This is a genomic window from Paenibacillus sp. FSL L8-0333 (genome assembly GCF_037965665.1).
GTDB classification, from domain to species: Bacteria; Bacillota; Bacilli; order Paenibacillales; family Paenibacillaceae; genus Paenibacillus_AQ; species Paenibacillus_AQ odorifer.
In genome coordinates, this window is the sequence record NZ_CP150186.1 from 4063268 (window position 1) to 4088262 (window position 24995).

The 24995-nt window shown below is 43.3% G+C and carries 25 protein-coding genes; 13 read left to right on the forward strand and 12 right to left on the reverse strand.

Translation table 11 applies throughout. The features are described from left to right. Positions 1-76: 76 nt before the first annotated feature. Both NYE72_RS18075 and NYE72_RS18080 read left to right on the forward strand, forming a co-directional pair. Complete coding sequence (locus tag NYE72_RS18075) at positions 77-1312, forward strand: MFS transporter (protein WP_076098937.1); 1236 nt, start codon at positions 77-79, stop codon at positions 1310-1312. A gap of 61 nt (positions 1313-1373) precedes the next feature. Further along, positions 1374-2126 (forward strand): YdcF family protein, encoded by a 753-nt coding sequence (locus NYE72_RS18080; protein ID WP_076098936.1) that lies wholly within the window; start codon positions 1374-1376, stop codon positions 2124-2126. On the opposite strand, the gene ybaK is transcribed toward NYE72_RS18080, so the two are convergent. The 5 genes from ybaK to NYE72_RS18105 all read right to left on the reverse strand — a co-directional run bounded on the left by ybaK (position 2115) and on the right by NYE72_RS18105 (position 4984). Beyond that, positions 2115-2588, reverse strand: a complete 474-nt coding sequence (gene ybaK / locus NYE72_RS18085) for a Cys-tRNA(Pro) deacylase (RefSeq protein WP_036688304.1) — start codon at positions 2586-2588, stop codon at positions 2115-2117. The genes NYE72_RS18080 and ybaK overlap by 12 nt on opposite strands. Positions 2589-2688: 100 nt before the next feature. After that, a complete protein-coding gene (locus NYE72_RS18090) occupies positions 2689-2940 on the reverse strand; it encodes a YolD-like family protein (protein ID WP_036688306.1) in 252 nt (83 codons plus the stop codon). Between the two features lie 85 nt (positions 2941-3025). Beyond that, positions 3026-3844 carry a radical SAM protein gene (locus NYE72_RS18095; protein ID WP_036688309.1) on the reverse strand — a complete coding sequence of 273 codons (819 nt, stop codon included), beginning with the start codon at positions 3842-3844 and terminating at the stop codon, positions 3026-3028. Continuing rightward, the gene (locus NYE72_RS18100; RefSeq protein WP_076098935.1) at positions 3841-4374 is read right to left on the reverse strand and encodes a methylated-DNA--[protein]-cysteine S-methyltransferase; all 534 of its coding nucleotides are present in this window, start codon (positions 4372-4374) and stop codon (positions 3841-3843) included. The genes NYE72_RS18095 and NYE72_RS18100 overlap by 4 nt, the downstream gene beginning before the upstream one ends. After that, entirely contained in the window at positions 4364-4984 is a 621-nt protein-coding gene (locus NYE72_RS18105) for a bifunctional transcriptional activator/DNA repair enzyme AdaA (RefSeq protein WP_076098934.1), read from the reverse strand. Before NYE72_RS18105 ends, NYE72_RS18100 begins: the two co-directional genes overlap by 11 nt. A 213-nt stretch (positions 4985-5197) precedes the next feature. On the opposite strand from NYE72_RS18105, the gene NYE72_RS18110 reads away from it, so the two are divergent. Beyond that, a complete protein-coding gene (locus NYE72_RS18110) occupies positions 5198-5740 on the forward strand; it encodes a MerR family transcriptional regulator (protein WP_076098933.1) in 543 nt (180 codons plus the stop codon). A gap of 148 nt (positions 5741-5888) precedes the next feature. On the opposite strand, the gene aspA is transcribed toward NYE72_RS18110, so the two are convergent. Continuing rightward, complete coding sequence (gene aspA / locus NYE72_RS18115; RefSeq protein ID WP_339212092.1) at positions 5889-7319, reverse strand: aspartate ammonia-lyase; 1431 nt, start codon at positions 7317-7319, stop codon at positions 5889-5891. A gap of 394 nt (positions 7320-7713) precedes the next feature. Then, positions 7714-9390, reverse strand: a complete 1677-nt coding sequence (locus NYE72_RS18120) for a hypothetical protein (RefSeq protein ID WP_339210176.1) — start codon at positions 9388-9390, stop codon at positions 7714-7716. Between the two features lie 229 nt (positions 9391-9619). On the opposite strand from NYE72_RS18120, the gene kduI reads away from it, so the two are divergent. The 3 genes from kduI to kduD are packed head-to-tail and all read left to right on the forward strand — an operon-like array spanning position 9620 to position 12042. Beyond that, on the forward strand, positions 9620-10453 hold the full coding sequence (gene kduI / locus NYE72_RS18125; RefSeq protein WP_036688322.1) for a 5-dehydro-4-deoxy-D-glucuronate isomerase: 834 nt from the start codon (positions 9620-9622) through the stop codon (positions 10451-10453). 34 nt (positions 10454-10487) lie between these two features. After that, positions 10488-11243 (forward strand): DeoR/GlpR family DNA-binding transcription regulator, encoded by a 756-nt coding sequence (locus tag NYE72_RS18130; protein WP_038571843.1) that lies wholly within the window; start codon positions 10488-10490, stop codon positions 11241-11243. 43 nt (positions 11244-11286) lie between these two features. Beyond that, complete coding sequence (kduD, locus tag NYE72_RS18135) at positions 11287-12042, forward strand: 2-dehydro-3-deoxy-D-gluconate 5-dehydrogenase KduD (protein ID WP_036688326.1); 756 nt, start codon at positions 11287-11289, stop codon at positions 12040-12042. A gap of 514 nt (positions 12043-12556) precedes the next feature. On the opposite strand, the gene NYE72_RS18140 is transcribed toward kduD, so the two are convergent. Together NYE72_RS18140 and NYE72_RS18145 are read right to left on the reverse strand one after the other, a co-directional pair. Continuing rightward, entirely contained in the window at positions 12557-12997 is a 441-nt protein-coding gene (locus NYE72_RS18140) for a hypothetical protein (RefSeq protein ID WP_036688330.1), read from the reverse strand. Between the two features lie 2 nt (positions 12998-12999). Further along, the gene (locus NYE72_RS18145; protein WP_036688333.1) at positions 13000-13524 is read right to left on the reverse strand and encodes a hypothetical protein; all 525 of its coding nucleotides are present in this window, start codon (positions 13522-13524) and stop codon (positions 13000-13002) included. 142 nt (positions 13525-13666) lie between these two features. On the opposite strand from NYE72_RS18145, the gene NYE72_RS18150 reads away from it, so the two are divergent. Together NYE72_RS18150 and NYE72_RS18155 are read left to right on the forward strand one after the other, a co-directional pair. Continuing rightward, on the forward strand, positions 13667-14317 hold the full coding sequence (locus NYE72_RS18150; protein ID WP_076098931.1) for an NUDIX hydrolase: 651 nt from the start codon (positions 13667-13669) through the stop codon (positions 14315-14317). Continuing rightward, complete coding sequence (locus NYE72_RS18155; RefSeq protein WP_076098930.1) at positions 14314-14859, forward strand: GNAT family N-acetyltransferase; 546 nt, start codon at positions 14314-14316, stop codon at positions 14857-14859. Before NYE72_RS18150 ends, NYE72_RS18155 begins: the two co-directional genes overlap by 4 nt. A 49-nt stretch (positions 14860-14908) precedes the next feature. On the opposite strand, the gene NYE72_RS18160 is transcribed toward NYE72_RS18155, so the two are convergent. Beyond that, positions 14909-16984, reverse strand: coding sequence for a beta-galactosidase (locus NYE72_RS18160; protein WP_036688343.1), 2076 nt, complete (start codon positions 16982-16984; stop codon positions 14909-14911). A 155-nt stretch (positions 16985-17139) separates the two neighbouring features. Between NYE72_RS18160 and NYE72_RS18165 the strand changes: the two genes are divergently transcribed. The 5 genes from NYE72_RS18165 to NYE72_RS18185 all read left to right on the forward strand — a co-directional run bounded on the left by NYE72_RS18165 (position 17140) and on the right by NYE72_RS18185 (position 21546). Then, complete coding sequence (locus NYE72_RS18165; protein WP_235219562.1) at positions 17140-18045, forward strand: AraC family transcriptional regulator; 906 nt, start codon at positions 17140-17142, stop codon at positions 18043-18045. A 53-nt stretch (positions 18046-18098) separates the two neighbouring features. Further along, positions 18099-18890 (forward strand): glycoside hydrolase family 43 protein, encoded by a 792-nt coding sequence (locus tag NYE72_RS18170; RefSeq protein ID WP_143758581.1) that lies wholly within the window; start codon positions 18099-18101, stop codon positions 18888-18890. 31 nt (positions 18891-18921) lie between these two features. Then, complete coding sequence (locus NYE72_RS18175; protein ID WP_339210177.1) at positions 18922-19908, forward strand: phosphotransferase; 987 nt, start codon at positions 18922-18924, stop codon at positions 19906-19908. Positions 19909-20095: 187 nt separating this feature from the next. Then, positions 20096-20833, forward strand: a complete 738-nt coding sequence (locus NYE72_RS18180; protein WP_076098928.1) for a glycosyltransferase — start codon at positions 20096-20098, stop codon at positions 20831-20833. Further along, positions 20809-21546, forward strand: a complete 738-nt coding sequence (locus tag NYE72_RS18185) for a glycosyltransferase family A protein (RefSeq protein WP_256717813.1) — start codon at positions 20809-20811, stop codon at positions 21544-21546. The genes NYE72_RS18180 and NYE72_RS18185 overlap by 25 nt, the downstream gene beginning before the upstream one ends. Before the next feature lie 99 nt (positions 21547-21645). On the opposite strand, the gene NYE72_RS18190 is transcribed toward NYE72_RS18185, so the two are convergent. Together NYE72_RS18190 and NYE72_RS18195 are read right to left on the reverse strand one after the other, a co-directional pair. Beyond that, entirely contained in the window at positions 21646-23256 is a 1611-nt protein-coding gene (locus NYE72_RS18190; protein ID WP_036688356.1) for an S-layer homology domain-containing protein, read from the reverse strand. 94 nt (positions 23257-23350) lie between these two features. Continuing rightward, positions 23351-24784, reverse strand: coding sequence for an MDR family MFS transporter (locus NYE72_RS18195; RefSeq protein WP_051491573.1), 1434 nt, complete (start codon positions 24782-24784; stop codon positions 23351-23353). Between the last annotated feature and the right edge of the window lie 211 nt (positions 24785-24995).

The following is a 24995-nucleotide window of genomic DNA, read 5'->3' on the forward strand; positions in this document are numbered from 1 at the left end:
AAAGACGTGATAAAAATGGTGATGTACCAAATTTGTTTCCAAGGAATCAAAATACCAGCTTTGAGGAGAGAATTTAATGTTCAAATTCAGATCACATAATGAACAGAACACAGAACAAACCGTAGATAAACACGCTCTAATCTTCGGTTTGATCTCTGTGTTTCTGTGCGGAATAGGCTTCAGTATCATCATGCCCGTTGTCCCATTTTTAGTGCAGCCTTATATAAGCAATCCGGGAGAACAGGCTATAGTTGTCACGCTGCTAACCTCTGTTTATGCAGTCTGCGTATTTTTTGCAGCCCCTGCACTTGGAGCTTTGAGTGACAAATATGGGCGTCGTCCATTACTTTTGGTATGCCTTTTGGGTTCCGCAATTGGATACTTAGTTTTTGGGATAGGAGGAGCGTTATGGGTTCTCTTTGTTGGACGTTTAATAGAAGGTATAACTGGCGGAAGCATAGGTACTATCTTCGCTTATTTTGCTGACATCATTCCTCCAGAACAGAGAACCAAATACTTTGGCTGGGTGAGTGCGGTTGTAGGTGTAGGCACCGTCATTGGTCCAACGCTAGGCGGTTTACTTGCCAAGTTTGGTTATTCTGTACCTATGTATTTCGGAGCAATAATTACCTTATTAAATGTTGTTTACGGATTCTTTTTTATGCCTGAGAGCCTTGACAAGAATAATAGACTGAAAGAGATTACCTTGGTAAGACTGAATCCATTTACACAGCTTGCAAGCATATTGTCTATAAAAAACTTAAAAAGGCTACTGGTCTCAGCATTCTTACTCTGGATACCCAACGGATCTTTACAGGCTGTTTTTTCACAATTCACAATGGATACTTTCAGCTGGAAGCCTGCACTAATCGGACTGATGTTTTCAATTATGGGCTTCCAAGACATCCTTTCACAGGGTTTCATCATGCCTAAGCTTTTGCTGAAATTTAGGGATAAACAGATCGCAATTCTTGGAATGGTTTCGGAGATTATAGGCTACAGTCTTATTGCACTATCTGCTTTGTTCTCATACTATCCGCTTTTTATCGCTGGAATGTTTATATTTGGTTTTGGGGATTCGATCTTTGGGCCTTCATTCAATGGGATGCTTTCCAAAACTGTCGATTCTAGTGAACAAGGGAGGATTCAAGGAGGTAGCCAATCTATTCAGGCTTTAGCCAGAATGATTGGGCCTGTCATTGGCGGTCAAATATATGTATCACTTGGCCATGCTGCACCCGCTTTTATGGGGATGATCCTGATAGCTGCGGCAATATCCGTTTTGTATAAGGATACGCATGTAAATATGTAATCTTGCAATCTCATGTTACAATACAACCTGAACTTATATTTTCAGAAGGCGGTTGATACTGTTGATTTACATCATCAAATTTGTATACAGCTTTGTGCTTCCTCCCGGCCTGTTTATCGTGCTTTTGCTAGGTTTAGTCATTTGGTTATGGAAAAAAAACTGCCGTCCAGCACTAGTTCTACTCGGGGTTACACTATTAATGTATTTCTCCATGACACCCTTAGTCAGCGATGCGCTGATCGGCAGTCTAGAACGGAAATATCCGCAGCCGAATACTTTGCAAGGAGATGTCATCGTCGTACTCGGCGGGGGCGCCAGCTCTGGCACACCGGATATAGATGGCGAGGGCAATTTATACGGATCAGCAGCAAATCGCCTGCTTACTGCTGTTCGCCTCCATCGGCAGACAGGTCTGCCAATCTTATTTTCTGGCGGACAAGTATTCTCCGACAGTGGTAATGAAGCGGATATCGCGCAAAGACAACTACTGGGTCTCGGCATACCCGAAGAGGATATCCTGATCGAGAATCAATCCCTCAACACGGAGCAAAACGCTGTAAATACCGCAGCCATCCTGCAACAAACCGGACTTAAAAAACCTATACTAGTTACTTCAGGTTTTCATATGTCCCGTGCGATGTTGCACTTTAAGAATGCGGGGCTAACAGCGCAAGCCTATCCTACGGATTATATCGCCAGCGCTGATATTGCACTGCAGCCCGCCAAGTTCAGTCCCTCCCCAGGAGCGATCTCCACAACAGGGTTAGCATTGAAGGAATATTTAGGCCAGCTTGCTGCTCGGCTATTTGATTAGTTCTGTAAACTTCGCATGCACAACCTCAGCGAGTAACTGTGGGGCTACGTCCATTTGCTGGCCAATCTTCCCAGCGCTGACAGCCATCGTGTCCAGCCCTTCTGCACTGCTGTCAATGAACGTGGGGTACAGCTTTTTCATTCCAACAGGTGAACAACCACCGCGGATATAGCCTGTCCATTTCTGCAGATCCTTCACTGGCAGCATCTCAATTTTTTTCTCTCCGGCGGCTTTGGCCGCCTTTTTGAGATCCAGCTCTTCGGCAACCGGGATAACAAATACATAAAGATTCGCACCGCTATGAGCGACCAACGTTTTAAAAACCGTCTCTGCCGCCTTTCCAATCTTCTCAGCCACAGCCGTGCCATGGATGAGTCCATCTTCATTGTCATAAGCGAACACTTTATAGCCGATTTTTTTGGCATCCAGCATTCGCATTGCGTTGGTTTTGGTTACTTGCATTGTTGACCTACCTTTCAATATCCTCTATTCCTTAACTTTATGATCAAAGAGGCCCCAAAGCTAATATAGCTTTCAGGACCTCCTGTTGCTGCCGTGCCCATTAATCTCTGGGATAATTAACCTGCATGATATCCATAAAAGGAACTTTTATGATTTCTTCATGGTTACTGAGGTGTACTTTCCCGGTTCGCGAATCCATTTCCACGATCATGCCGCGTACCTCTTCTTCTTTTCCCCATACGGTCAATAAAATCTCAGAACCTTCTTGCTTAGCTTCAACTAACTGATTACCTAACTCCTCAAGCACAAATTCATCTCTTGTGGGCCGCTTGGCCACCTTTGCTTTTGCCACACTAATCCTCCAATAAGCTATTACGGATATTAAGTATATTAAATACTAAGTATGAATGCTCTCATTTATTATACCATGTTTCAGATTAAGGCTCGAACCCCTTCTGGCTCAAGAATAGCTCCTCTTCGGAAAAAACTTGCTGAAGTCCTTCATATACTCTGCGATATGCTGCAGGATCATACCAATCTTCCAGTTGCAGCTCTTCATATAGGGAATAAATCCCTAATCTCCGTGTGCGTTTGCCGCCGCTGCCGTCGCCCATAAAATAGTCATCCACACAGACTCTATCCACCAAAGCCCTTAAGGTCGCTGGAAAAGCTGGACTGCTTGGCAGTACTGGCGCTATAGTAGCTTGAACAGGGATGCCAGCTTCACGTAGAAGCTGTAACGTCTTCAGTCTTGCCGCAATAGGTGGAGCGCTTGGTGTGAATTTTTGCCGAATATCTTCACGGTCTGTTTCTATAGTTATACTTACTCGAACCTTATCCTCTAAACGTATTAATAAATCTATATCTCTGCGAACTAGCGGACTACGGGTCTGCACGAATAAAAAATCGGGTGGGTCTTGTACCATAACCTCCAGTAAAGATCTCGTCACCTGTTCCTTGTGCTCTACCGGTTGATAGGGATCTGTGCTTGACGACATAAAAATAGAGACGGGACCTTTCGCCTTCGCTTTGTGCAGTTCTTTTTGTAAAATCACAGCCGCTTCTTGTTTAACATCTACCCACGTCCCCCACTCCTCTTTGCGGAACAGCGAGACAGGCATCTGGCGCACATAACAATAGGAACAGCCGTAAGTGCAGCCCGTATATGGATTTAAGGAATGACTGTAGCCTGACAGATAACCTGTTCCTTTATTCAGCAAGGTTTTTGGGGAGGTGTAATTGGACTCTATTTTCATATATCTGCTGTATACTCTCCTCTCTCCAATTGAAGTAGCTTGGTCTTCATATCCAAACCACCCCGGTATCCTGTTAATGTCCCATTCTTACCAATAACCCGGTGGCAGGGCACCGTAATCAGAATCGGATTCGCACCAATGGCAGTCCCTACCGCGCGCACCGCAGCTGGTTTTTGAATATGTGTAGCAATATCCGAATAGGACCAGGTTTGCCCATATGGAATTTCACATAACGCCTTCCATACCGCAAGCTGAAAAGGAGTACCCTGATAATCAAAAGGAATGCCGAAGCTCTGCCGATTCCCTTGCAAATATTCGCTAAGCTCCTTCACATATGGCGCCATCTTCTCATCGTCCTGTACCAGTTCACTTCCCGGAAAACGACGTCTAACCCATTCACTTAATTCCTCAAAGGGTTGCTGCTGCGAACCCACATAACTTAACCCATTCTCTGTGGCTGCAATATAAAAACTCCAGTCCTTATCGGTTAATAATGTCCAGTATAGAATAGCATTTGTTTTATTCTCCATGATTCGGTCCCTCCAAAATAAAATCAGAAGCCAACGTTACTTTCTGTTTGTTAAGCTGACGAAACTGTGTGGGCGTATACCCCGTTTTTTTCTTATATAAAGTAATAAAATATGACGTATTGGGCAGACCCACGCGTAATGCAATCTCAGCAACTGCCTGCTCTGTAGTAAGCAAATAATCAGATGCCTTAGCGATTCTCTTTTGCTGTATATAATCCACGGGAGTGATTCCTGTTACTTTTTTAAAGGTTCGATGTAAATGATAAGGACTGCCATGACATACCTCAGCTAACGTTTCAAGGGTGAGGGGGGCCATATAATTATGATCAATGTATTCCGTCATCAAAGCTACCCATTCCTTATCAGGAAGACGCTCACCTGTCGGTTTACATCTTTTGCAAGGACGAAATCCGGCTGCCAGCGCTTGTTCAGCATTCTGAAAAATACACGCATTCTCCCGATTGGGTGCTTTGGATTTGCAGGAGGGTCGACAAAAAATCCCTGTAGTCTTCACCGCATAAAAAAATATGTCGTTATAAGCAACATCGTTTTGCAAAATAGCCTGCCATTGTTCCTCAGTCATTTGTTCCTCATCTTCAATCCTGTTCATCGCCTTCACCTCTAATGCAATTATACCCCTGAGCAGGCTCATCTGTACTCAATTTGGAATGGAAAAGCAAGATAGTGAAATTCAAAAGAGTGAGATTGCTCGTAATTACACTTTGTTTAGCGAATACGCACTACCTTTGTCAACCGTGCAGGGAGCCGCTGCTGGACAACGAATATTACTCATAACATGACTACGTGAACTGGAGGAATCGAAATGGATATTCTAAAAACAAAAGATGCCGCAGAGCTGATGTCAGTTAGTATAACAACAATTAAACGTTGGGCTGCCATGTTCCCTGATTTTTTTCCAAAAGACCGATTTGGCCATTATGTGTTCTCAGAGCAGCAAATCGGCCTGCTCAATCATATTAAAGACCGTATTAATCACGGAGAAGCCTTGGAATGTATACAACTCACACTCACGAATGAGCAGCAAATTGCCACATCACAACAGGAAAATCCACTACAGCACACAGATGCTGAGCCTATGAAGGATATCTTGTCTCGCATCAACAATGTTGAACGTGCACTCGATCAAAAAGCCGACGAAGTAGTATTGATACAACTGCTACAGCAGCGTGAGGAGCTTGAGGATCTACGAATAATGATCAAGCAAATAGCGGCATCCATAGAACCGTTGCAAGTGTCTAACGGCAAACCGCTCACCTCTTATGAAAATTCCCAGTCCACTGCCACTACCAGGCTAACGGCTCCGCCAAGAAAACGCGGTCTATTACGTTCTTTATTTTTCTTTTAAGCCTGAAATGTAAAAAAAAGAACCTACTTCAGACAATCGCGAAGTAGATTCATATAAGTATAAACATATTTAGGATCTCCCCCTGTCACCCTAAACGGTGGCGGGGGTTTGCTTTTTCCTAGCAAAAAGCTCGATCCTCCGGAACATTCTACTCTTTATGCAATAAAGCTGCTCCTGCAATTCCCGGATGTGTCATTTCGTAAGGGTCCAGAATCAGATTAAGCTCTTCTTCGGTTAGTACATTATATTTAATGCACAATTCCCGTACAGATTCCCCAGTCAAAATCGCCTCTCTAGCGATCCGCGATACCACTTCATACCCCAGATGCGGGTTCACAGCCGTAATGATTCCGACACTCCGCTCCACATCCCGCTCAAGCTTTTCCTTATTGGCTTCAATCCCAGCCAGACAGAAGTCTGTGAAGACTTGGAAGGAATTGTTCATGATGCTGATGGACTGAATGAGATTGAACACAAGCACAGGCTCCATAACATTCAGCTCCAGTTGACCCGCTTGGGAAGCCAGACAGATCGTATGATCGTTCCCTATGACTTGAAAAGCCACCTGATTGATGACCTCTGCCATAACCGGGTTAACTTTACCCGGCATAATTGAAGATCCAGGCTGGCGTGCAGGCAATGAAATCTCATTAAACCCAGTACGCGGACCGGAGGCCATCAACCGCAGATCATTAGCGATCTTGGACATGTTCATCATGCATACTTTTAGAGCAGCAGACACTTCTGTATATGCATCTGTATTTTGGGTCGCATCGACGAGATGATCTGCCGTTACGAGCGGCAATTCACTGATCTCAGCTAAGTGCTCTACAACCAATTCAATATAACGAGGATCAGCATTTAATCCTGTACCCACTGCTGTTGCCCCCATATTGACTTCATACAGATGATGGCGTGTATGTTCAATACGTTTGATATCTCTTTCCAGCACTCTGCGATAAGCCTCGAATTCTTGACCCAGACGAATCGGCACTGCATCTTGAAGATGTGTCCGGCCCATTTTTATCACAGGATCGAATTCATCCGCTTTTACCGCAAACACATCATGCATTCTGTGCATCGTTACAAGCAGCTGCTCCAGCAGTGAAAGTGTGGCAATATGAATTGCCGTCGGGAACGCATCATTTGTAGACTGCGCCATATTTACATGTGAATTGGGGCTTAAGTGAAGATAGTCTCCTTTTTCATGGCCAAGCAGTTCTAAAGCACGGTTAGCAATAACCTCATTCGCATTCATATTTAACGAGGTACCCGCACCACCCTGAATAGGATCTACAATAAATTGCTCATGCCATTGACCCTCGATGATTTCTTCTGCTGCTTTCACTACAACCTCTCCAAGCCCTCGATAGAGACGGCCAACTTCCATATTTGCAAGCGCAGCGGCTTTTTTTACAATCCCCATCGCTTTGATTAACTCTTTGTGAACCCGATAGCCCGTAATAGGAAAGTTCTCGACTGCGCGTAGTGTCTGAATCCCATAATAAGCGTTCTTATCTACCTGTTTACTGCCTAGAAAGTCATTTTCTACACGAAATTCAGTTTCAATCACTGTTATATCCCTCGCATTCATTATGATTAGGTTTATTAGAAAATAAGTAAGCGCAATCATTTCTATCTCACTTAGATATTAACCTTTATTGTGACAAATGTCTCTCAGAAAAATAGGGTTTAATGTAATTAATTACTATTTAGTAACCTAACACCGCTATTCTAAAGGGAAATGTGCTTAGGGAGGATTGAATTACCAAATCGTTAGGTCTAGTTTATCCAGATAAATTGTCGCTCACCCCAATTATAAGTATTTTGGACAAAATCACGTTTACGGATACTTAGGTATCTATTGCGGGCTGTGCAATGGGGCATCACATCCTTTCATGTACCTCCTTATTAAAGAAGCCGGCCAAAAAGGCCGACTTGGATTACTATTTATCACAGCAATTGTGTATTTTTTATACTGAATAATGATCTAATGAGATCTGGATTCCATTAAGCTGAGCTTGCGGTAACTCTGACTCCCTACTAATACTCAGAACTAAGCTTTCACCATCCATGTTGGTATAATTCGCTGCTAATACCTCTCCCACTTCGAAATTCCTTTCTTTATGAGCCATAGCTGCGGCAAAAGCCTCTAAACCAATAATACCACATTCAGCAGCTTTCATAATGCCGAATGCTTCAACGATCACACCACCCGGCATCCCTGCGACTGATACCTCTATGAATCTGGACCGTTCCTGCAGCTGATAAGAGTGAGATAAATAAATAACAACATACGTCTCACCAACCTGCCCGTACAATGTGTTAGGCTCTTGTTTCCATTCCCCTTGGGGAAGTACACCGATGATCGTATTCTTTTCACCCTGGGGGATTGGGAATAGAGAAATGATGACATTCTTGTGATAGAGAACCTCCATATAACGGCTTTGATGGCGGGGATCTCCCTCATTGTAGCCTTGTCCCGGGTGGAAGAAATACAGCTGATTTGCGCCTCCCTCTCCACTCACAGGTAACGAAAAAGCCCAGCGAAGCTGCTCATTATCGAATTCCTCAACCCGCTCCCACATCCCGCCTGCTGCAAACTCTTCTGTAATATAAGCATAGGAATGAAGCAAAGGCTGCGGCTGTGGATCCGTTGGGACAACCTTCTGAGTAATCTTCCTTACTTCCACTGGTGACTGGTGATTCATGGCTGCGGCTAATATTTCATCGGATGCTTGATAGAATAATAAACCGGCATACTCCGTGCGCTGCATCATCTCAGGCAGCTGGAAATCTCCAAACTGAACATAATCATGAAGCACATTAGCATCGCCGGGAACATCATGCGGCCAGTCTCTAGAATGCGCACCAACCCAAGCGCCACGCAGATAGAATTCAGCTCGTACATTCCATAAATGGTCAAGCATTTCTTTAAGGCTTGTAATAAGCTCCGTATCCTCAGGCGGGACAAGTTCCAACGCACAGGTGAATGCCTGCACCCAATGCCAAAACCACGGAAGACTGCCGTATTCCGGCATACCTTTAGTACGAATATAAGCCAGTGTATCCTTCAGACTCTGCCGGCCATCCTCAAGCAATATTTCATCCGCAAACATGGTGCCAAAAATCAGCTTAGCAGCTGTATATTTAGCTTCATGATGCCCAAAAGTAACCACCGGCTTACGGTAGAAATCACTGCGATAAATATGTCCAAACGCTGTATTCAGAACTATGCGAAGTTGAGCGTTTAATGCTCCTCCGTATCTTTTGCAAAAATACGCCAGCAGGTTGCCCATAAGCTCCACTGGTAACTCATGCGGTGACGCATCTCGCGGCACTGGATTTAATCCGAGTGGCCAATGGCCGTATAACTCCGTGCCAGGCTGCCGGTTCTGAAGCATTAAGATCTCCAGCAGCACATCCTGTGCTTTCTGTTTCGCTTGCTCACGATCAAAAGGCAGCTCAAAAGAATCATCAACAGCCGCTGCAAAAAGATACGAGGCATAATAAAAGTTATTTCGCACATCATCATGGAACCAGAGTCCACTTTCCAATAAAGAGCGTTGCTCCGCTTCCAGTGCTATATTAAAAATAATTTCTTGCTGACGTTCCTTATAAGTACTCTGGATATTTTTCAACCCCGGCATTACTTTTCAACCTCCATCATTTCAGTTTTATATCATCTTCCGGCATTCATGAAAATCGAGCATAATAGCTCTATTGTGCACACTTTCCGTTCATTTTGCAATTGGAAAAACCAATAAATAAACATAAATAAACGAAATAAAAAAGATTAGTACTTGTAAAATGAACATAAATGGACTAAAGTGTACCTATACGAACGATAATATGTACACAAAGGAGATTGAACATTCAATGGAAAGACGTTTCGCATCCCATCCTAATGAAGTAAAACAATTTGACACTGAGCGCCTCCGTAAGGAATTCCACATTCCCGTTATTTTTGCACCTGATGAGCTAAAGCTTGTCCTAACTCATGAAGATCGTATGATCGTTGGTGGAGCTAATCCTGTAAAAGAAGAGGTTGCGCTAACTACTGACCTTAAAGAACTTGGGGTTACTTATTTCTTGGAACGCCGTGAACTGGGCATCATCAATGTCGGTGGTAAAGGCTCCGTGGTTGTAGATGGCACAGAATATGAAGTAGATTTCAAAGAATGTCTTTATGTAGGTCAAGGCTCTAAAGATGTAGTCTTCAAAAGTGCAGACGCTTCCAAGCCTGCTAAATTCTATTTGAATTCTGCTCCAGCTCATCAGTCCTACCCTACTACCAAAACCACACTGGCCGATTCTGAATCCGGTGCGATGGGTGGTCTGGAGAACTCTAACGAGCGGACAATCCACCGCTTCATTCACACAAATGGTGTGCAAAGTGCCCAACTGGTTATGGGTATGACCCAACTGAAACCAGGCAGCATGTGGAACACAATGCCAGCACATACCCATCCACGCCGGATGGAAGCCTATTTCTATTTTGATCTTCCGGACGATTCCGTTGTATTCCACTTGATGGGAGAACCTGACGAAACCCGCCATATCGTAATGCATAACGAACAAGCGGTTATTTCTCCAAGCTGGTCCATCCACAGTGGTGTCGGCACTCATAACTATACTTTTATCTGGAGTATGGCTGGCGATAATAAAAGATATGATGATATGGACCCCGTATCCATGAAAGAATTACAATAGAGATAAATCAATTACGGAAAGATGAGGCAGGCGGATGAACCCGATACGACGACACGAGATGATTATGGAAGTTATGCTGAACCAAAAAGATGTAACGGTGAATGAACTGAGCGATAAGCTTCAGGTTACTGGAAAAACAATACGCGAGGATTTAAGTAGGCTGGAGGAACAAGGACTGATCGTACGTGTACATGGCGGAGCTGTGCTGGCACAAAGCGACCAGTTTGGTATTTTGCCCTCCAAGGACCCGCTGGATAAATACTCTGACGAGAAGACGGAGATTGCCTTGCGTGCGCTTGCTCATATTGAACCGGACGATATTATCGCTCTTGACGGTGGTAGCACCACGCTTGAAATTGCTCGGCGTCTGGACAATATGCCACTAACGGTAGTCACCAATGATGTATACATCATCAGCGAACTGGTTCCCAAAGATAACATCCGTCTGGTCGTTCCCGGTGGTTATCGTGTCCGTAATATGTTGGCTGGTCCTGAAGCCGTCTCCTATGTACAAAAGCTTAATATTCAAAAAGCATTCCTTTCTTCGACTGCTATTCATATAGAGCATGGACTCTCCATTTATACAGGAGATTTAATTGAGTTCAAGCAAGCCCTTGTATCTACAGCCCGTAAGGTATTCGCGGTTGTAGATCATCATAAATTCGGCCATACTGCACTGCGTACCTTCGCTTCCCTACAAGAAGTTGACGTGATCCTGACGGACAAAGGGCTCTCCCCCGAAACGGCAGAACAGTTCCGCAGTGCAGGCGTTACAATTGAATGCGGGTAAACCCGGAATAACAATCCATCTACAATAAAGGGGCGTAATTTATATGTCATCATTATTCAGCTTGGCAGGTAAAACAGCTATTGTAACAGGCGCAGCTCAAGGTCTTGGACAAGGAATCGCGCTTGCATTTGCAGAAGCCGGTGCAGATGTTGCATCAGTCTCCCTTAATTCGAGTGAAGAAACTGTAAATGCAGCAAAAGCTTTTGGAGTAAAAGCAGTTAGTATCGAATCTGACTTAAGTGATCACAGCAAGCTGCAAAGCACTTTTGACCAAGCGCTAGAGCTGACCGGACATGTTGACATTCTCGTAAACTGCGCCGGAATGATCCGCCGTGCACCGGCAAAAGATCATAGTGAAAAAGACTGGTTTGATGTAATCAATTTGAACCTGAACACAGTGTTCCTTCTGTCGCAAATTGCAGGCCGCCACTTCCTGGAAAGAGGATCCGGCAAAATCATTAACATCGCCTCCATGCTCTCCTATCAAGGCGGAATCAATGTCCCTGGTTACACTGCGAGTAAACACGGGGTTGCTGGTCTTACTAAAGCTTTTGCCAATGAATGGGCAGGCTCCGGTCTGAACATCAATGCAATTGCTCCAGGTTATATGGCTACTGAAAATACCGCTCCAATCCGTGCCGACCAAAGTCGTTCGGACTCTATCTTAGACCGTATCCCTGCAGCACGTTGGGGAACGCCTGATGATGTTAAAGGTCCTGCCGTATTCTTGGCTTCCGCAGCATCTGACTACCTGAACGGTCACGTTCTTAATGTGGATGGCGGATGGATGGCTAGATAATCCATACAAAAATGGGTGTCCCATAGGGGCACCCATTTTTTTGACTCAGCTGACCCATCTACATACGCAGTAGCTTAAAGGATTCAACTAACCGATCTGCACACGCAGAAGCTAAAGGACTCAGCTGACCGATCTGCACATGCAGCAGCTAGAGGACACAGTTGACCGATCTCCATACGCAGCAGCTTAAAGGACTCAGCAGACCTATCTCCATACGCAGCAGTTAAAAGACTCAACTGAACAATCTGCACACGCAGCAGCTAAAGGACTCAACTAACCGATCTGCATACGCAGCAGCTAAAGGACTCAGCTGACCTTATACACCGTTTTATCCGCTATTTGGATAGCTACCGGACCTCATAGCCGCTATTGGTGCAAAAAAAGCTAATTAGAAGCTCCTTCCTGAGCAATAGCGACGCTGGAGTCCGAAAACCTGCTTAATAGGCGTTAAATTCGCAAATAGGGGCATCTGGGGCCGAAAATCTCAGTACCAGTGGTGGTTGATCCTTCTGCGTCATTTAAATAAGCTTGCAATGGAATTCACATCAAAATCACTAGTCATTCTAAAGTTTCCCGAACTGTATTTGTCCTTCTTATCAAGATCCGTCACATACAGGAAGTTAGTATCCGTAAGATTCATGCCAAACCTCAAGCTGTTATTCACAATAATACTTATCCAGTAGGTCTCCGTAGATTTGTCCAAAGCACTACTTCTTCTCAATTTTACATCTGAAAAAGCATAAATGATCTTTTCAATTTCCTTCGGATCTTCAATCACTACCTTTTCATCCACTAAAGATTTCTCAATCTCGATAGAGGTGATTTCTGTTTCGTCGATTTGATCCAACACTAAATTCTCAAATGAATTATAACTATGGTAGAGATTAATGATTACTGGGATTTCGATCAATAAAAAAATAAGTACGAGAAATACATAACGTTTCTTCATATTCATAATTATGAACTCCCTAGTTCTACAAACTCCTCTGGATGAGTGCGAATATAATCGCCAATAATTCTATGCGTATTTGGTGTCAGGTTCTTATATCGTTCAAATAACCCACTAATAACTTCTAACAGCTCAGGGTCTCGATCCAGATCCGTGATGGCTGCATCCGCCCACTCTTTACCCAGTCGATGATTTCTTTCCTCGAGAAATGTCTTTGTTTCCTGAAGCAAAAGAATCATGGGTGAATCGTCAAAAAATCGTATGCCTCCTATCACCCCTGTCCAATACCCTGGCAGGTCTTGCATGTAGGAAATCCAAGCATAATATTCCCCATCAGAATTACAGCTGTGACCATATAGCACTCTGAACATACATAATGCTTGTTGTCCCTCTGTGAGCTTCGAGATCACATCTGATTTGGTCGATGGCGATTTTCCGCGAATCAGCTGAAAGGTAGGCTCCATACAGGCCCATCCTAACCTTTCATCACTTAAAGTGTCCAAGTCTTCCTGCTTCATGGCTACTAAATTCATTTAACTCCTCCTTTGATTAACATCCAAAAATATACATATCTTTCTTAACGATGTCAATAAAAATCACTTAGGCACATGAAGCAATTCGATCGTTTTTATGATAGGCTTTAGGTAGTAGATATTTTCACAAAGGAGCTTTTCTATGCATAATGAGATACTTACTATATTTGATGAAGGCGGTCACCGAATCGGTACAGCTCCACGGGAAGAAGTACACCGGTTAGGACATTGGCACGAGACCTTCCACTGCTGGTTTATAAACAAAACCCAAGAAATCCCCTATATTTATTTACAGCTTCGTAGTGAGCAGAAACAAGAATATGCAGGATTGCTGGACATCACGGCCGCTGGACATTTGCTGACACACGAAACGGTAGATGACGGGATTCGCGAAGTTCAAGAAGAACTCGGTTTGGAGCTAGCTTTTGATGAGCTGATTCCCTTAGGTACAATTCCTTACTGTATGATCAAAGAAAATCTAATCGATAAAGAACGAGCGCATGTTTTTGTTTATAACAATCCTTATCCACTGAACGATTTTAAGCTGCAAGAAGAAGAGGTCGCAGGAATTGTTATCACAAAGTTTGCGGACTTCCGAAGCTTTTGGCAGGGAGAAATACATAGTCTACAAATCAATGGTTTCAAAGTCGATTCAAACGGGCAGAAAATCAACATTCAACAGAGTGTGGATCGGACTCATTTTGTGCCTCATGAAGCAGCTTATTTCACTCGGATCATTGAGGGCATCGAAGCAATAATTCTAACATCAACCATCGTCACGGAGGACATATGATCATTAATCCTCAAACATCTACAGTGAATGGAATCCAATACAGCATTAGATCTGCTGCCTCAAAAGACGCTAAGGTGTTGTCTGAATTAAGAGTACGTATCGATGGAGAGACTGAGAATTTAGATCGGGAACCAGGCGAAGCCTTTATTGACGAAGAAGGATTTGAACAGCTTATTCAAGCCGATTCAGAGAAAAATAATAACCTCTTTCTAGTCGCAGTAGTGGATGATCAAATCGTTGCGTTCTCCAGATGCGAAGGTTATCCCTTAAAAAGATTCGCTCATAAAGTAGAATTCGGAGTATGTGTGCTGCAGGAGTATTGGGGATATGGTATTGGAAAAAATCTTCTTGGCGAATCGATTGCCTGGGCTGACACTAACGGTATTCAAAAGATCACCCTAAATGTGCTGGAAACGAACACCAATGCTATTAAGCTTTATCAAAAGCTTGGCTTTGAAATCGAAGGGATTTTAAAGAAAGATAAACTTCTATCGGACGGCAAATTGTATAACACCATTATGATGGGAAGAGTTAAGAACTGATTCTATTCAAAAAAAAGGCAGAACCTGAAACTCAGGTCCTGCCTCTTTATTATACTAATGCTTTACGCTTCAACATCGCAAGTCCATTCACCGCTAGATTCAATAGGGCCGGAGCTGAAAGACCTGTTTCCAAGTCTGTGTATTCCGCTCCATCCAGCTCTACCGTTTGCGGACTGCCGCTGAAATTTTGCACAAAAACATAATCACTTTCGCCATCTGTGCGAAGTTGTGCAGTCACACCTGCTGGAAGCTCACTATCCATCGCACGGGTAATTCCTGCCTTAGATGTGATCGCTGCGTATAGCTCAACATAGAATGAAGTCTCTTTCACCCGGGTAGCAAGATGGTACGCATTTCCTTCACCGAAACGATTGACTGTAAGCGCTGGACGGCCTGCGTAGAAATCGTTGCGATAATGCCCCAAAGCCTCTGCACCTTCCAAATGAATCAGCTCAGCAATCTCATGCGCATCGTAGTCACCGCTTAGCTTAAGTTTATTACCTGCCTCCATTACTATCCCGTTCAGATCACGGCTGTGCAGCCCTTCTGTCTCCTCTGCCCAAATCCCCAGTGTTCTGCGCAGTGGACCAGGGAATCCTCCCAGATGACATAAATCCGTTTCGTTAACTACTCCTGACCAATAGGTTGCGAGGAATGTGCCGCCTTGCTCCACATATTTCTCAATTCGCTTTCCATTCTCTTCACTAATCAGATATAACATAGGTGCAACAACCAGCTTGTAGGCAGACAAATCATCTCCAGAGCCTATAATATCAACTGGAATGCCCAGCTCCCAAAGTGCACGATAATGCTGCAGCACCGTCTCCTCATAACGTAATCCGGAATTACGGATGCCTTGAGCATCCTTTATCGCCCAGCGGTTGTCCCAATCGAAAATAATCGCCGTCTGCGCCGGAGTGGACGTACCCACTACTTCCGTCATTCCCGCAAGCGTCTTTCCTACTTCCGCTACATCTTGGAATACTCGAGTCTCGGAATGGCCACTGTGGTCTACAACTGCACCATGGAACTTCTCACTTGATCCGCGGCTTTTGCGCCATTGGAAATACTGCACAGAATCCGAACCATGCGCTACCGCTTGCAAGGAAGACAGCTTGTGCATTCCGGGACGTTTTAGCTTACTGACCGATTGCCAGTTCGTAAGGGATGGCGTGCTTTCCATCAGCAAGAACGGTTTCTTTTTAAAAGAGCGCATTAAGTCGTAGTGCATCGCCGCCCATGCTGCCAATCTAGTATCGTCACCGTCTTCGGTATAATGCCAGTCTGGATAAGCGTCCCATGAGACCACATCCAAGATTTTGGCCAGCTCGCGGTAATCAATACCATCGATCATATGCATATTCGTCGTAATAGGCAGCTCTAGATTGTACGGACGAACCGTATTGATCTCGTGCTGGCAGAAGTCAATCGTCCGTTCACTAACAAAACGCCGCCAGTCAAGATTCAAGCCGTGTACTTGTGTCTCACCATGTGGAGCTGGGGATTCAATCTGTGACCATGAAGTATAGGTATGGCTCCAAAAAGTAGCCCACCAAGCATGATTCACCTCATCCAAACTGTTATTATATTTCACCTTCAGCCATTCTCTAAAAGCATCCTGGCAGAGCTCACAGTGACACTCCCCACCGAACTCATTCGAAATATGCCACCCGATAATGGCTGGATGCTGGCTGTACCGTTCCGCTAGCTTTGCATTTAGAATTGCAGTTTTCTCACGGTACACTGGTGAGGTATAGCAATGGTTATGACGGAAGCCATGCAAATTGTGAACACGGTTACGCTCCACTCTTAAGACTTCTGGATATTTTTGCGACATCCATGCTGGGCGGGCACCACTTGGCGTTGCCAAGATAGCGTAAATCCCATTCTCTGCAAAAGAATCAAGTACACCATCCAACCATTCGAAAGTGAACACACCCTCTTCTGGTTCAAGAGATACCCACGAGAAAATGCCTACGGACATGACATTGCAGCCCGCCAGCTTCATTAATCGGATATCCTCACGCAATACTTCCGGATATTTAAGCCATTGTTCAGGATTATAATCAGCACCGTGCAGCATGACACCAGCTTTACTGCTTATCGGGGAATGTTTTTTATTCATTGTGTACGATCATCCTCTCAATTCTGCCCATTTATGGAATGGGACTATTCTCTGATGACAGGCTAGAAGCGTAAGCTATCTAATTCAGGAATCATCATTTATACTATTTATAATATAAGAAAAGTCATTTCAATCAGTAGGAATATAGTCTCGAAGTGATAGCACAAAATGAAGATGAGGTGATAAACCTGCTGCCTTTTTCTCTGATTGAATTACCACGCGACTCTGGAACGTTACCCCTATCCCCCTACTCTGTAGGTCGTCATATCCAATTCCATCATGTGCGCCCAGCAGGATTTCCTGTGTATCAAATCTTTTTGATCCGGACCGGAACCGGTTTATTTCGTGATCTGGAAAATGGCACAGAAATCATACTGGAACCGGGGATGGCTTTTGCCTTCCCACCAGATCGAGGTCATGAATATTATCCTACCTCTCATGAACCGTGGCATGTTGGCTTTATCGGTTTTCAAGGCAGTCAAGCTCAAGGATTGCTGGAAGCGCTTGAACTGCTCCCTTCTGCTCCTTATCGACCGGAGCGTTTTGAACAATGCTGGGAAGAAATCGGCCAAATTTGGCATACGGTGAATTCTCCTGCCTCCAATCGGCAAGACGAGATGTGGATGCAGGAGTTGTCTATCACGCTCTATAGACTGCTCTTAATGCTGCGCCCTGCCAAGAGTTCACAAAGCTCCGCTAATCGTCTAGCCTTCGAGTCTGTCCGAAATGAAGCCCTAACTACAGCCGTCGGGCTGATCAACGAGCATTACACAGAACCGCTTCTGATCTCCAATCTTGCAGCAGCAGTCGGCTACTCCGTGCAGCATTTCCAGCGTTTATTCGTGCAGGAATACGGGGTCACTCCGCATAAGTATTTGCAGAATCTGCGGCTGGAGCGGGCGCTGCAATTAATGACGGAGGATGTGGAGATCCCCGTTCAAGATATTGCGCTTCAGCTGGGCATGGAGACTAATTATTTTATACGTGTCTTCCGAAAAAACTACGGCTGTACACCAGGCGTAATGAAAATACGTTTGCTACAAGGCGAGCAAATGAAGTAACGCTTCCAAGCCTAATGAAGATATTGTAAAATTAAGCAGATGATAGCTTGTGAATTGGGGGCACCACAGATGGCCTAACAGCTTGGAGTGGCACACCTCACGGCTTCGATGTATATATCAGCTCAGATCTTCAGGAATGGTCCGAACCCATTGCTGCCTTTCGTCCAGATCCTAATTTTTGGGCTGATCATCATTTCTGGGCACCAGAGGTTCACCGCTACAACGGAAAATATTATATGTTCGCTTCTTTTAAAAGACATGGGGTTCCACGGGGGACACAAATATTAAGCGCGGAAACACCTGAGGGTCCTTATCTCCCTATCAGCAATCATCCGATTACCCCTGCTTCTTGGGAGTGCCTTGACGGAACGTTATATGTAGATAAAGAAGACAAACCTTGGATGATCTTTTGCCGTGAATGGATTGAAGTGACGGATGGAGAAATGTATGCCGTTCGGCTGAAGGAGGATTTAAGCGCTAGTATTGGTGAACCCGTGCTGCTTTTCCAGGCTTCACAAGCTCCTTGGACGGTAGGTGGCAAAGAAGGGCAGTACGTAACTGACGGTCCTTTTATGCATCAGACTAGCAGTGGTGAGCTGCTTATGTTGTGGTCTAGCAGTGGAGCCGGTGGTTATGCCATGGGTTTAGCCCGATCCATCAGCGGTGACATTAGTGGACCTTGGCAACATGATCCTGAGCCTCTTTATGCCAAAGATGGCGGACATGGGATGTTGTTTCGTGATTTGACGGGCAGACTTATGCTGGCTATTCATGCCCCAAATCTCAACCCACAAGAACGGCCGCTGCTTATTGAGATCCAGGAAAGCTCCAGAACGATTCGATAAAATCATTGTAATGTAGAACGGAGTAGAACCCTTGGAACAAAAAATTAAGTCCTTATTTAATGACCAGATTGTAAGTGCCGCCTGTACGAAATATGGTATCCCCATAGATGAGCTAACGTTCATTGGCGGATTTCAAAATTTTGTTTATGAATACCAACTTAGTAACCATCAATATATTCTAAGATTTACTCATAGCTCGCTACGTAGTAAGGATTTGTTGGCGGCTGAACTTGAATGGATTCTATACATAGCAGATCATGGCGTTTCAGTATCAAGACCCGTAGGTTCTCTTCAGGGTAATTTAGTTGAGCAAATAGAGATCGGTGATTCGTGCTTTAGGGTATCTTCCTTTGAAAAAGCACAAGGGAAACGAATAGGTTACCCAGACTGCCTGAAAGATGTAGAGCTCTATGAGCAGTGTGGCATGATCACTGGACAAATGCACAGACTAGCAAAATCTTATAAACCACACACCAAAAGACATGCGTGGCATCAGAACTACTACCTGCAGAATGTAACCAGGTTTATTCCTTCATCCCAAAGTGGCGTTTTAGAAAGCTGTAAGGCGCTTATGGATCGGCTAAAGCATCTCGACGCTGATATAAATACCTATGGTCTCATCCATGGGGATATCAATGTAGGCAACTTTTTGGTCCACAATGGTAAGCTGACCTTGTTTGATTTTGATGAAGCTCAGTACAGCTGGTTTGTAGAAGATATCGCCATTCAACTGTATTATCTAGTCTACGTTTACGGGGATGATAGTATGGAGGACAGGCAGCTTCAATGTCAGCGTTTTATGGAGCATTTTCTTAAAGGCTACGTTAAAGAGAACAGTATTTCAGAAAATGAGCTGAAGCTAATTCCTCTTTTTCTTCGATTAAGAGAGATTATTGTATATACAGGGATGTACCGGAGTTTTGATATGTCTAACCTAGATGATTGGACCAAAGATTATTTAACGCAGAGTAAGGCGAGAATTGAGAATGGTATTTCCATCATTGAGTCTTATTTCTGAACAAACATCCAAAGCGTTTCATATGATGTGTCTCTCTTACAAAACCCACAGCTATCACTGTGGGTTTTGTGTTCTCTAAACAAGTCCATTTTGCTTTTAAGAGGTTGATATGCCGTGACTCTATCCTAACTTGGACATATCGTATAAATGAGACTTTTCCCAAAAATGCATATGAGGGGTTGGTTAAATGAGTGCTGTACCTCACTACAAGGCGAACCAACAAGGTATTTCCATTATTACCTGTACCAATCGCCATAATTATTTAAACAACCTATTTCAAAATTACAGCAGACAAAAATATGCAAATAAAGAACTTATCATTATTATCAATAATAATAAAATTCCACTATCCCCCTACCTAACCTTAGCTAAAAAACACAAAAATATTAAGATATTTCGTAAACCTGAACATCAATCTCTCGGTTCATGCTTAAACTATGCCGTAACAAAATGCAAATATCATACCATCGCCAAATTTGATGACGACGATTATTATGCCCCTCATTATTTGACGGAAAGTAATCTGACCTTACAAAGAACTAAAGCTGATATCCTTGGAAAACGGGCTCACTATATGTATTTACTAGGTTCAAATACTTTGATTCTTCGTTTTGCAAATGATGAACACCGGACGGTTACCCATCTCCCTGGCGCTACGCTCGTCTTCAAACGAAAAGTATTCGATCATGTGAAATTTCCTAATAAAAACGTAGGTGAGGATGATCTCTTTTGCAGCAGAAGCAGAAAGAAAGGTTATAAGGTTTATTCTGCGAGTAAAAATAACTTCGTTGCCATACGTAGAAAAAACTCTTCAAAACATACATGGATTATCAGTGATAGTACGTTAATAGCTAACCATAAGATCATCCGGAATATTAAAAACTACAGGAATTTTGTTGGATGCAGTCCAAAGATTCCGTTATGAAGTTAACTGCTGAATCTACTTCATCTGCTGTGTCTATTCTAACTTGTACGAAACGAATTGATTGTATTAAAACCATGTTTGATAACTATCAACGACAGAATTTCAAATCTAAAGAACTTATCGTGATCATAAATAATGATAGCTTGAGAATAGAAGATTATATACAAGCTGCAAAAAAACATAAAAACGTACGGATCTATAAACTACCAGAATATCGTTCACTCGGGTTTTGTCTGAATTTTGGTGTGCACTTAGCGAATTATAGTTGTATCGCTAAATTTGATGACGACGATTATTACTCTGCCAACTATTTAACGGATAGTATGAACATCCTCCATAAAACTAAAGCTGATATCGTTGGAAAACGAGCTCACTATATGTATTTAAATGATAAGAAGCTACTTTTGCTTCGTTATCTTCATATGGAAAATAAACAGGTAACCAATGTTCAGGGTGCCACCCTACTCGTAAAACGAAATGTCTTCCAGCAGATTTCTTTTCCAGATTGGAATAAAGGTGAATGTGTTAAGTTTTGTGCGGATTGCGCTGCACAGGGCTTTAAGATTTATGCAGGAAATAAGTATAACTTCGCTGCGGTTCGTAGAAAAAACTCCAAAGATCACACATGGATCGTTAGTGACAAGAAACTTCTAGCTCAAAATGTTAAAGTTCTAAAGGTAAAAAACTTCAAAAAATACGTAACTCGAGGCTGATTTAATCAAACTCATTCTAGCAGTTGCGACTTAGTAACCCAATAAAAAGACTGGACAGCAATTAGCTAAGCGGCTATTCGCATCCAGTCTTTCATATTTTTAAAAAGTGTAATCGAAAAATTTCTCTGCATTCCTTAAACTAGCCCATATATCAGAGCTTTCTCCGCCTATATACCAATAAGCTACTCCAGCTAGTTTTTTAGTAACCGCTAAGTTGTATTTAGTTATTAATGAACGCCCATCCTCAATCCAAATCGTATGTTTTATAGCTTGTTTCGAGTAGCTCGCGACATATTGTCCCAGAGTAGAATTCCACACAGGTTTCGATGCATAGCTGCTGATGATCTGATTTTGCTCCGGAAGCGTAATATATTCAGAGGATAAAACCGTTCCCTTCTGGTTCAGTGTCCAATCCCGATTATATAAGGGCAATGCCAATATAACTTTTTGACTAGGTACAACTTTTAGGATTGTATTCACAGCCTTTTGATCATAAGAAAGCGAAGCATTGGACCCCGGAACTTGACTCCCGTCATAATGCTCATCATACCCCATCATCACCATGTAATTCACTTGCTTGCCTAGGGCAGCATAGTCAAAAGCTTCTGTCCAATCCGTTCCAAGATCAGGGGATACATCCATCGACAGAATAACATTGAGCGAATGCATTTTCTCGGCCAATAAAGTAATAAACGAAGTCAAATACACACGATCTTCGGCCGCTACATTTTCAAAATCTATATTTAGTCCATCTAATCCATATTTACTCACTAAAGCAGCTAATTGTTTGACTGCCGTATTCCTTGCGGTTGTACTCAACAGCATTTGATGCGTCGCTTCTTGATCCGATCGATTGCCAACCATCGCCCAGACTTGCCTTTTATTCTTTTTTGCCCAAGTTACCAGCGAGACATCTGTCGAATCCGTTACTGTCCCTGTTTTTCCAACATAATACCAACGTGGTGAGAGTGTGTTGACGTTCGATTGCAAAACATGATTCTCAAATTGTGACGTCGTGAGACCATACTGCCAGCCTATAACAATACGTTTGTCCGGATCACTTTCCAGCTCTGCCGCCCAGCTTGTATGTTGCAGCACCCGATCCATCAGCACTGCCGTCTCTTGCCTGGTTATCGGGTCCGTGGGTCGAAAATTTCCGCTATTATCGCCCTTCATTAATCCGCGATCATTAACCTTGGCTACAGCAGCACTTGCCCAGCTAGCAATTTGTTGCCGATCTTTAAAATTGGTTTGTGCGGTAGTTGCAGTGTTTGTTTGCTTTAGCGCTTTGGCTATCCACACAGCCGCTTCCTGCCGAGTAACTGCTTTTGCGGGTGCAAAAGTAGTTGCCGAAGTGCCGTTCGCCAGTTCAAGCTGAATTGCTGCCTGTATCCAGCCGTAATACCAAGCGCTTTTGGCTACGTCGGTATAAGGAGATACCGGACTCAACGCTGGATCAAGCTTCAACAGACGATCAAGAACTGTAATAAATTCAGCTCTAGTAATCGATTGAGTAGGTGAAAATTTAGTATTCGAGGTGCCAGTTAATATATTCCGGTTATATAAATCTATGATTTCTTTTTTTGCATAACTAGTGTTTATATCCTCAAAAGGAACCCCGTTATCGGCCGATATATGCTGAATAAATACTCCGGCGTATAGCACGACAGCGAGGGTCATTATAGTAAATCTAGCAAATATATTCTTCACGGGTTAAGAGATTCCCCCTTGGTTATCAATCTTTGAATTATACCAAGGATACAATCCATAAACATCGCTAAAATATTGGTAGAGTACGATAGGATCAGCTCTTCGGATTATGCAAAAAGAGACTAAGAACCACACCACACAGCGCCAAGCCCAATGAAACTAGGAACGTGTCGTGGAATCCTGCAACCATAGCCTCTAAAGGTAGCTTCTGATTTCCTTGACTCATTTGAGTAGCTATATTCGAAGTCAATAAGCCCGACATTATAGCGACAGCAAAGGAACCCACAATTTGTTGTGCAGAGGCAGTAAGTGGGGTCACACGGCTGATCAAATCCTTCGGAGCGGCCTTAAGCACATGTGTACCGAGCTGCATAGTAGTTAATCCTTGGCCAAGTCCCATAATGGCAAAATAACTGATCATAACGTATACACTTGTATCATTTTGTAAACGTGACAAAAGAAAGAGTCCGGTGGACAGCAGCACAAGTCCAGAGAACACAACGGGCCGAGCTCCATACTTATCAAATAATTTTCCTCCAATAATCATGCCAGCAAAGGATATTAAAGCTTGAGGAATAACTAAAAGTCCCGATTCAAAGGAAGAAAAACCTCTGACCTGCTGCAAAAAAATTGGAATTAACAGAATCGAACCAAATAAGGCGAACTGATTAATCCAGGTCAAAATCATACCTTTACTAAATTCTAGAGATCGAAAAGAGCGAAGTTCCAATAACGGTTCTTTTTGGCGCAATTCCACGAAAATAAACAAGGCTAAAGCAATGAAGCTGAACGCAAGAGATATAATCGTTATACGATCCCCCCAGCCGTCCACTCCCCCTCTATGCACCCCAAATACCAAGCTGGAGAAAGCGAGTGGTGATAAAATCACACCCCAAATATCCAATTTAGCTTTATTCCCCTTCTCTATTACCGGAAGAAATTTCACTCCAACAATCATTGCAATAATACCAATGGGGACATTAATCAGAAAAATCCAGTGCCAGCTTGCATATTCCAACAGCCATCCTGACAGTACAGGACCAAGAACAGGCGCAATTAACATCGGTAGGCCAAGCAATCCCATGATTGAACCTCTTTTATCGGGAGGTGCGATTTTGAATGACATAGCCATACCAATTGGAGCAATCATCCCTCCGCCTAATCCCTGCAAAATACGAAAGATTATCAGCTCTGTTGTGGATTGTGCCATTGAGCATAATAAAGAACCTATGGTAAACAATACGATCGAAGCTAAAAAAACACGTTTGGCAGTAAACTTATCCGAGAACCATCCGGCCAATGGGATAATTACGGATAAAGCCAGCGTATAACCCGTGATGGCCCACTGTATTGTTTTTAGGCTAGCATCAAAGGTTTTTTCAAGCTGCGGGATCGCTACATTCATAATTGTACTGTCGAGCATAACCAGCAACATTCCTGTTATAAGTGCCAGTATTACGGGAAGTATTGCTTTTATAGAAAATTCTTTGGTGACTGGTTGGGATTGTTCCACTTGTAGATTACTCATGGGTCTATACACATCCTTTTTAATTTTTACTAATAAAATAGCTAACCGCTGCCTCCTTTTTAAAAAATCGCACCGTTAAACTAACAGTGTAAGATTAATATAGCACCCGTTTATTTGCTTGTAAATAAAAATATCTAACAGTGTAAGATAAACCGGTAATCTAACGATGGTAGACCAGCCATCCATCTTCGCTTATGATAAAAGAAGACAG

Coding starts and splice junctions, on each gene's coding strand:
- NYE72_RS18145 (WP_036688333.1), bottom strand. CDS start 13,524: ATGAATTTAGTAGCCATGAAGCAGGAAGACTTGGACACTTTAAGTGAT.
- NYE72_RS18160 (WP_036688343.1), bottom strand. CDS start 16,984: ATGAATAAAAAACATTCCCCGATAAGCAGTAAAGCTGGTGTCATGCTG.
- NYE72_RS18110 (WP_076098933.1), top strand. CDS start 5,198: ATGGATATTCTAAAAACAAAAGATGCCGCAGAGCTGATGTCAGTTAGT.
- NYE72_RS18120 (WP_339210176.1), bottom strand. CDS start 9,390: ATGCCGGGGTTGAAAAATATCCAGAGTACTTATAAGGAACGTCAGCAA.
- NYE72_RS18195 (WP_051491573.1), bottom strand. CDS start 24,784: ATGAGTAATCTACAAGTGGAACAATCCCAACCAGTCACCAAAGAATTT.
- kduD (WP_036688326.1), top strand. CDS start 11,287: ATGTCATCATTATTCAGCTTGGCAGGTAAAACAGCTATTGTAACAGGC.
- kduI (WP_036688322.1), top strand. CDS start 9,620: ATGGAAAGACGTTTCGCATCCCATCCTAATGAAGTAAAACAATTTGAC.
- NYE72_RS18105 (WP_076098934.1), bottom strand. CDS start 4,984: ATGAACAGGATTGAAGATGAGGAACAAATGACTGAGGAACAATGGCAG.
- ybaK (WP_036688304.1), bottom strand. CDS start 2,588: ATGCAAGTAACCAAAACCAACGCAATGCGAATGCTGGATGCCAAAAAA.
- NYE72_RS18150 (WP_076098931.1), top strand. CDS start 13,667: ATGCATAATGAGATACTTACTATATTTGATGAAGGCGGTCACCGAATC.
- NYE72_RS18100 (WP_076098935.1), bottom strand. CDS start 4,374: ATGGAGAATAAAACAAATGCTATTCTATACTGGACATTATTAACCGAT.
- NYE72_RS18130 (WP_038571843.1), top strand. CDS start 10,488: ATGAACCCGATACGACGACACGAGATGATTATGGAAGTTATGCTGAAC.
- NYE72_RS18075 (WP_076098937.1), top strand. CDS start 77: ATGTTCAAATTCAGATCACATAATGAACAGAACACAGAACAAACCGTA.
- NYE72_RS18140 (WP_036688330.1), bottom strand. CDS start 12,997: ATGAATATGAAGAAACGTTATGTATTTCTCGTACTTATTTTTTTATTG.
- NYE72_RS18185 (WP_256717813.1), top strand. CDS start 20,809: ATGCAGTCCAAAGATTCCGTTATGAAGTTAACTGCTGAATCTACTTCA.
- NYE72_RS18155 (WP_076098930.1), top strand. CDS start 14,314: ATGATCATTAATCCTCAAACATCTACAGTGAATGGAATCCAATACAGC.
- NYE72_RS18180 (WP_076098928.1), top strand. CDS start 20,096: ATGAGTGCTGTACCTCACTACAAGGCGAACCAACAAGGTATTTCCATT.
- NYE72_RS18095 (WP_036688309.1), bottom strand. CDS start 3,844: ATGAAAATAGAGTCCAATTACACCTCCCCAAAAACCTTGCTGAATAAA.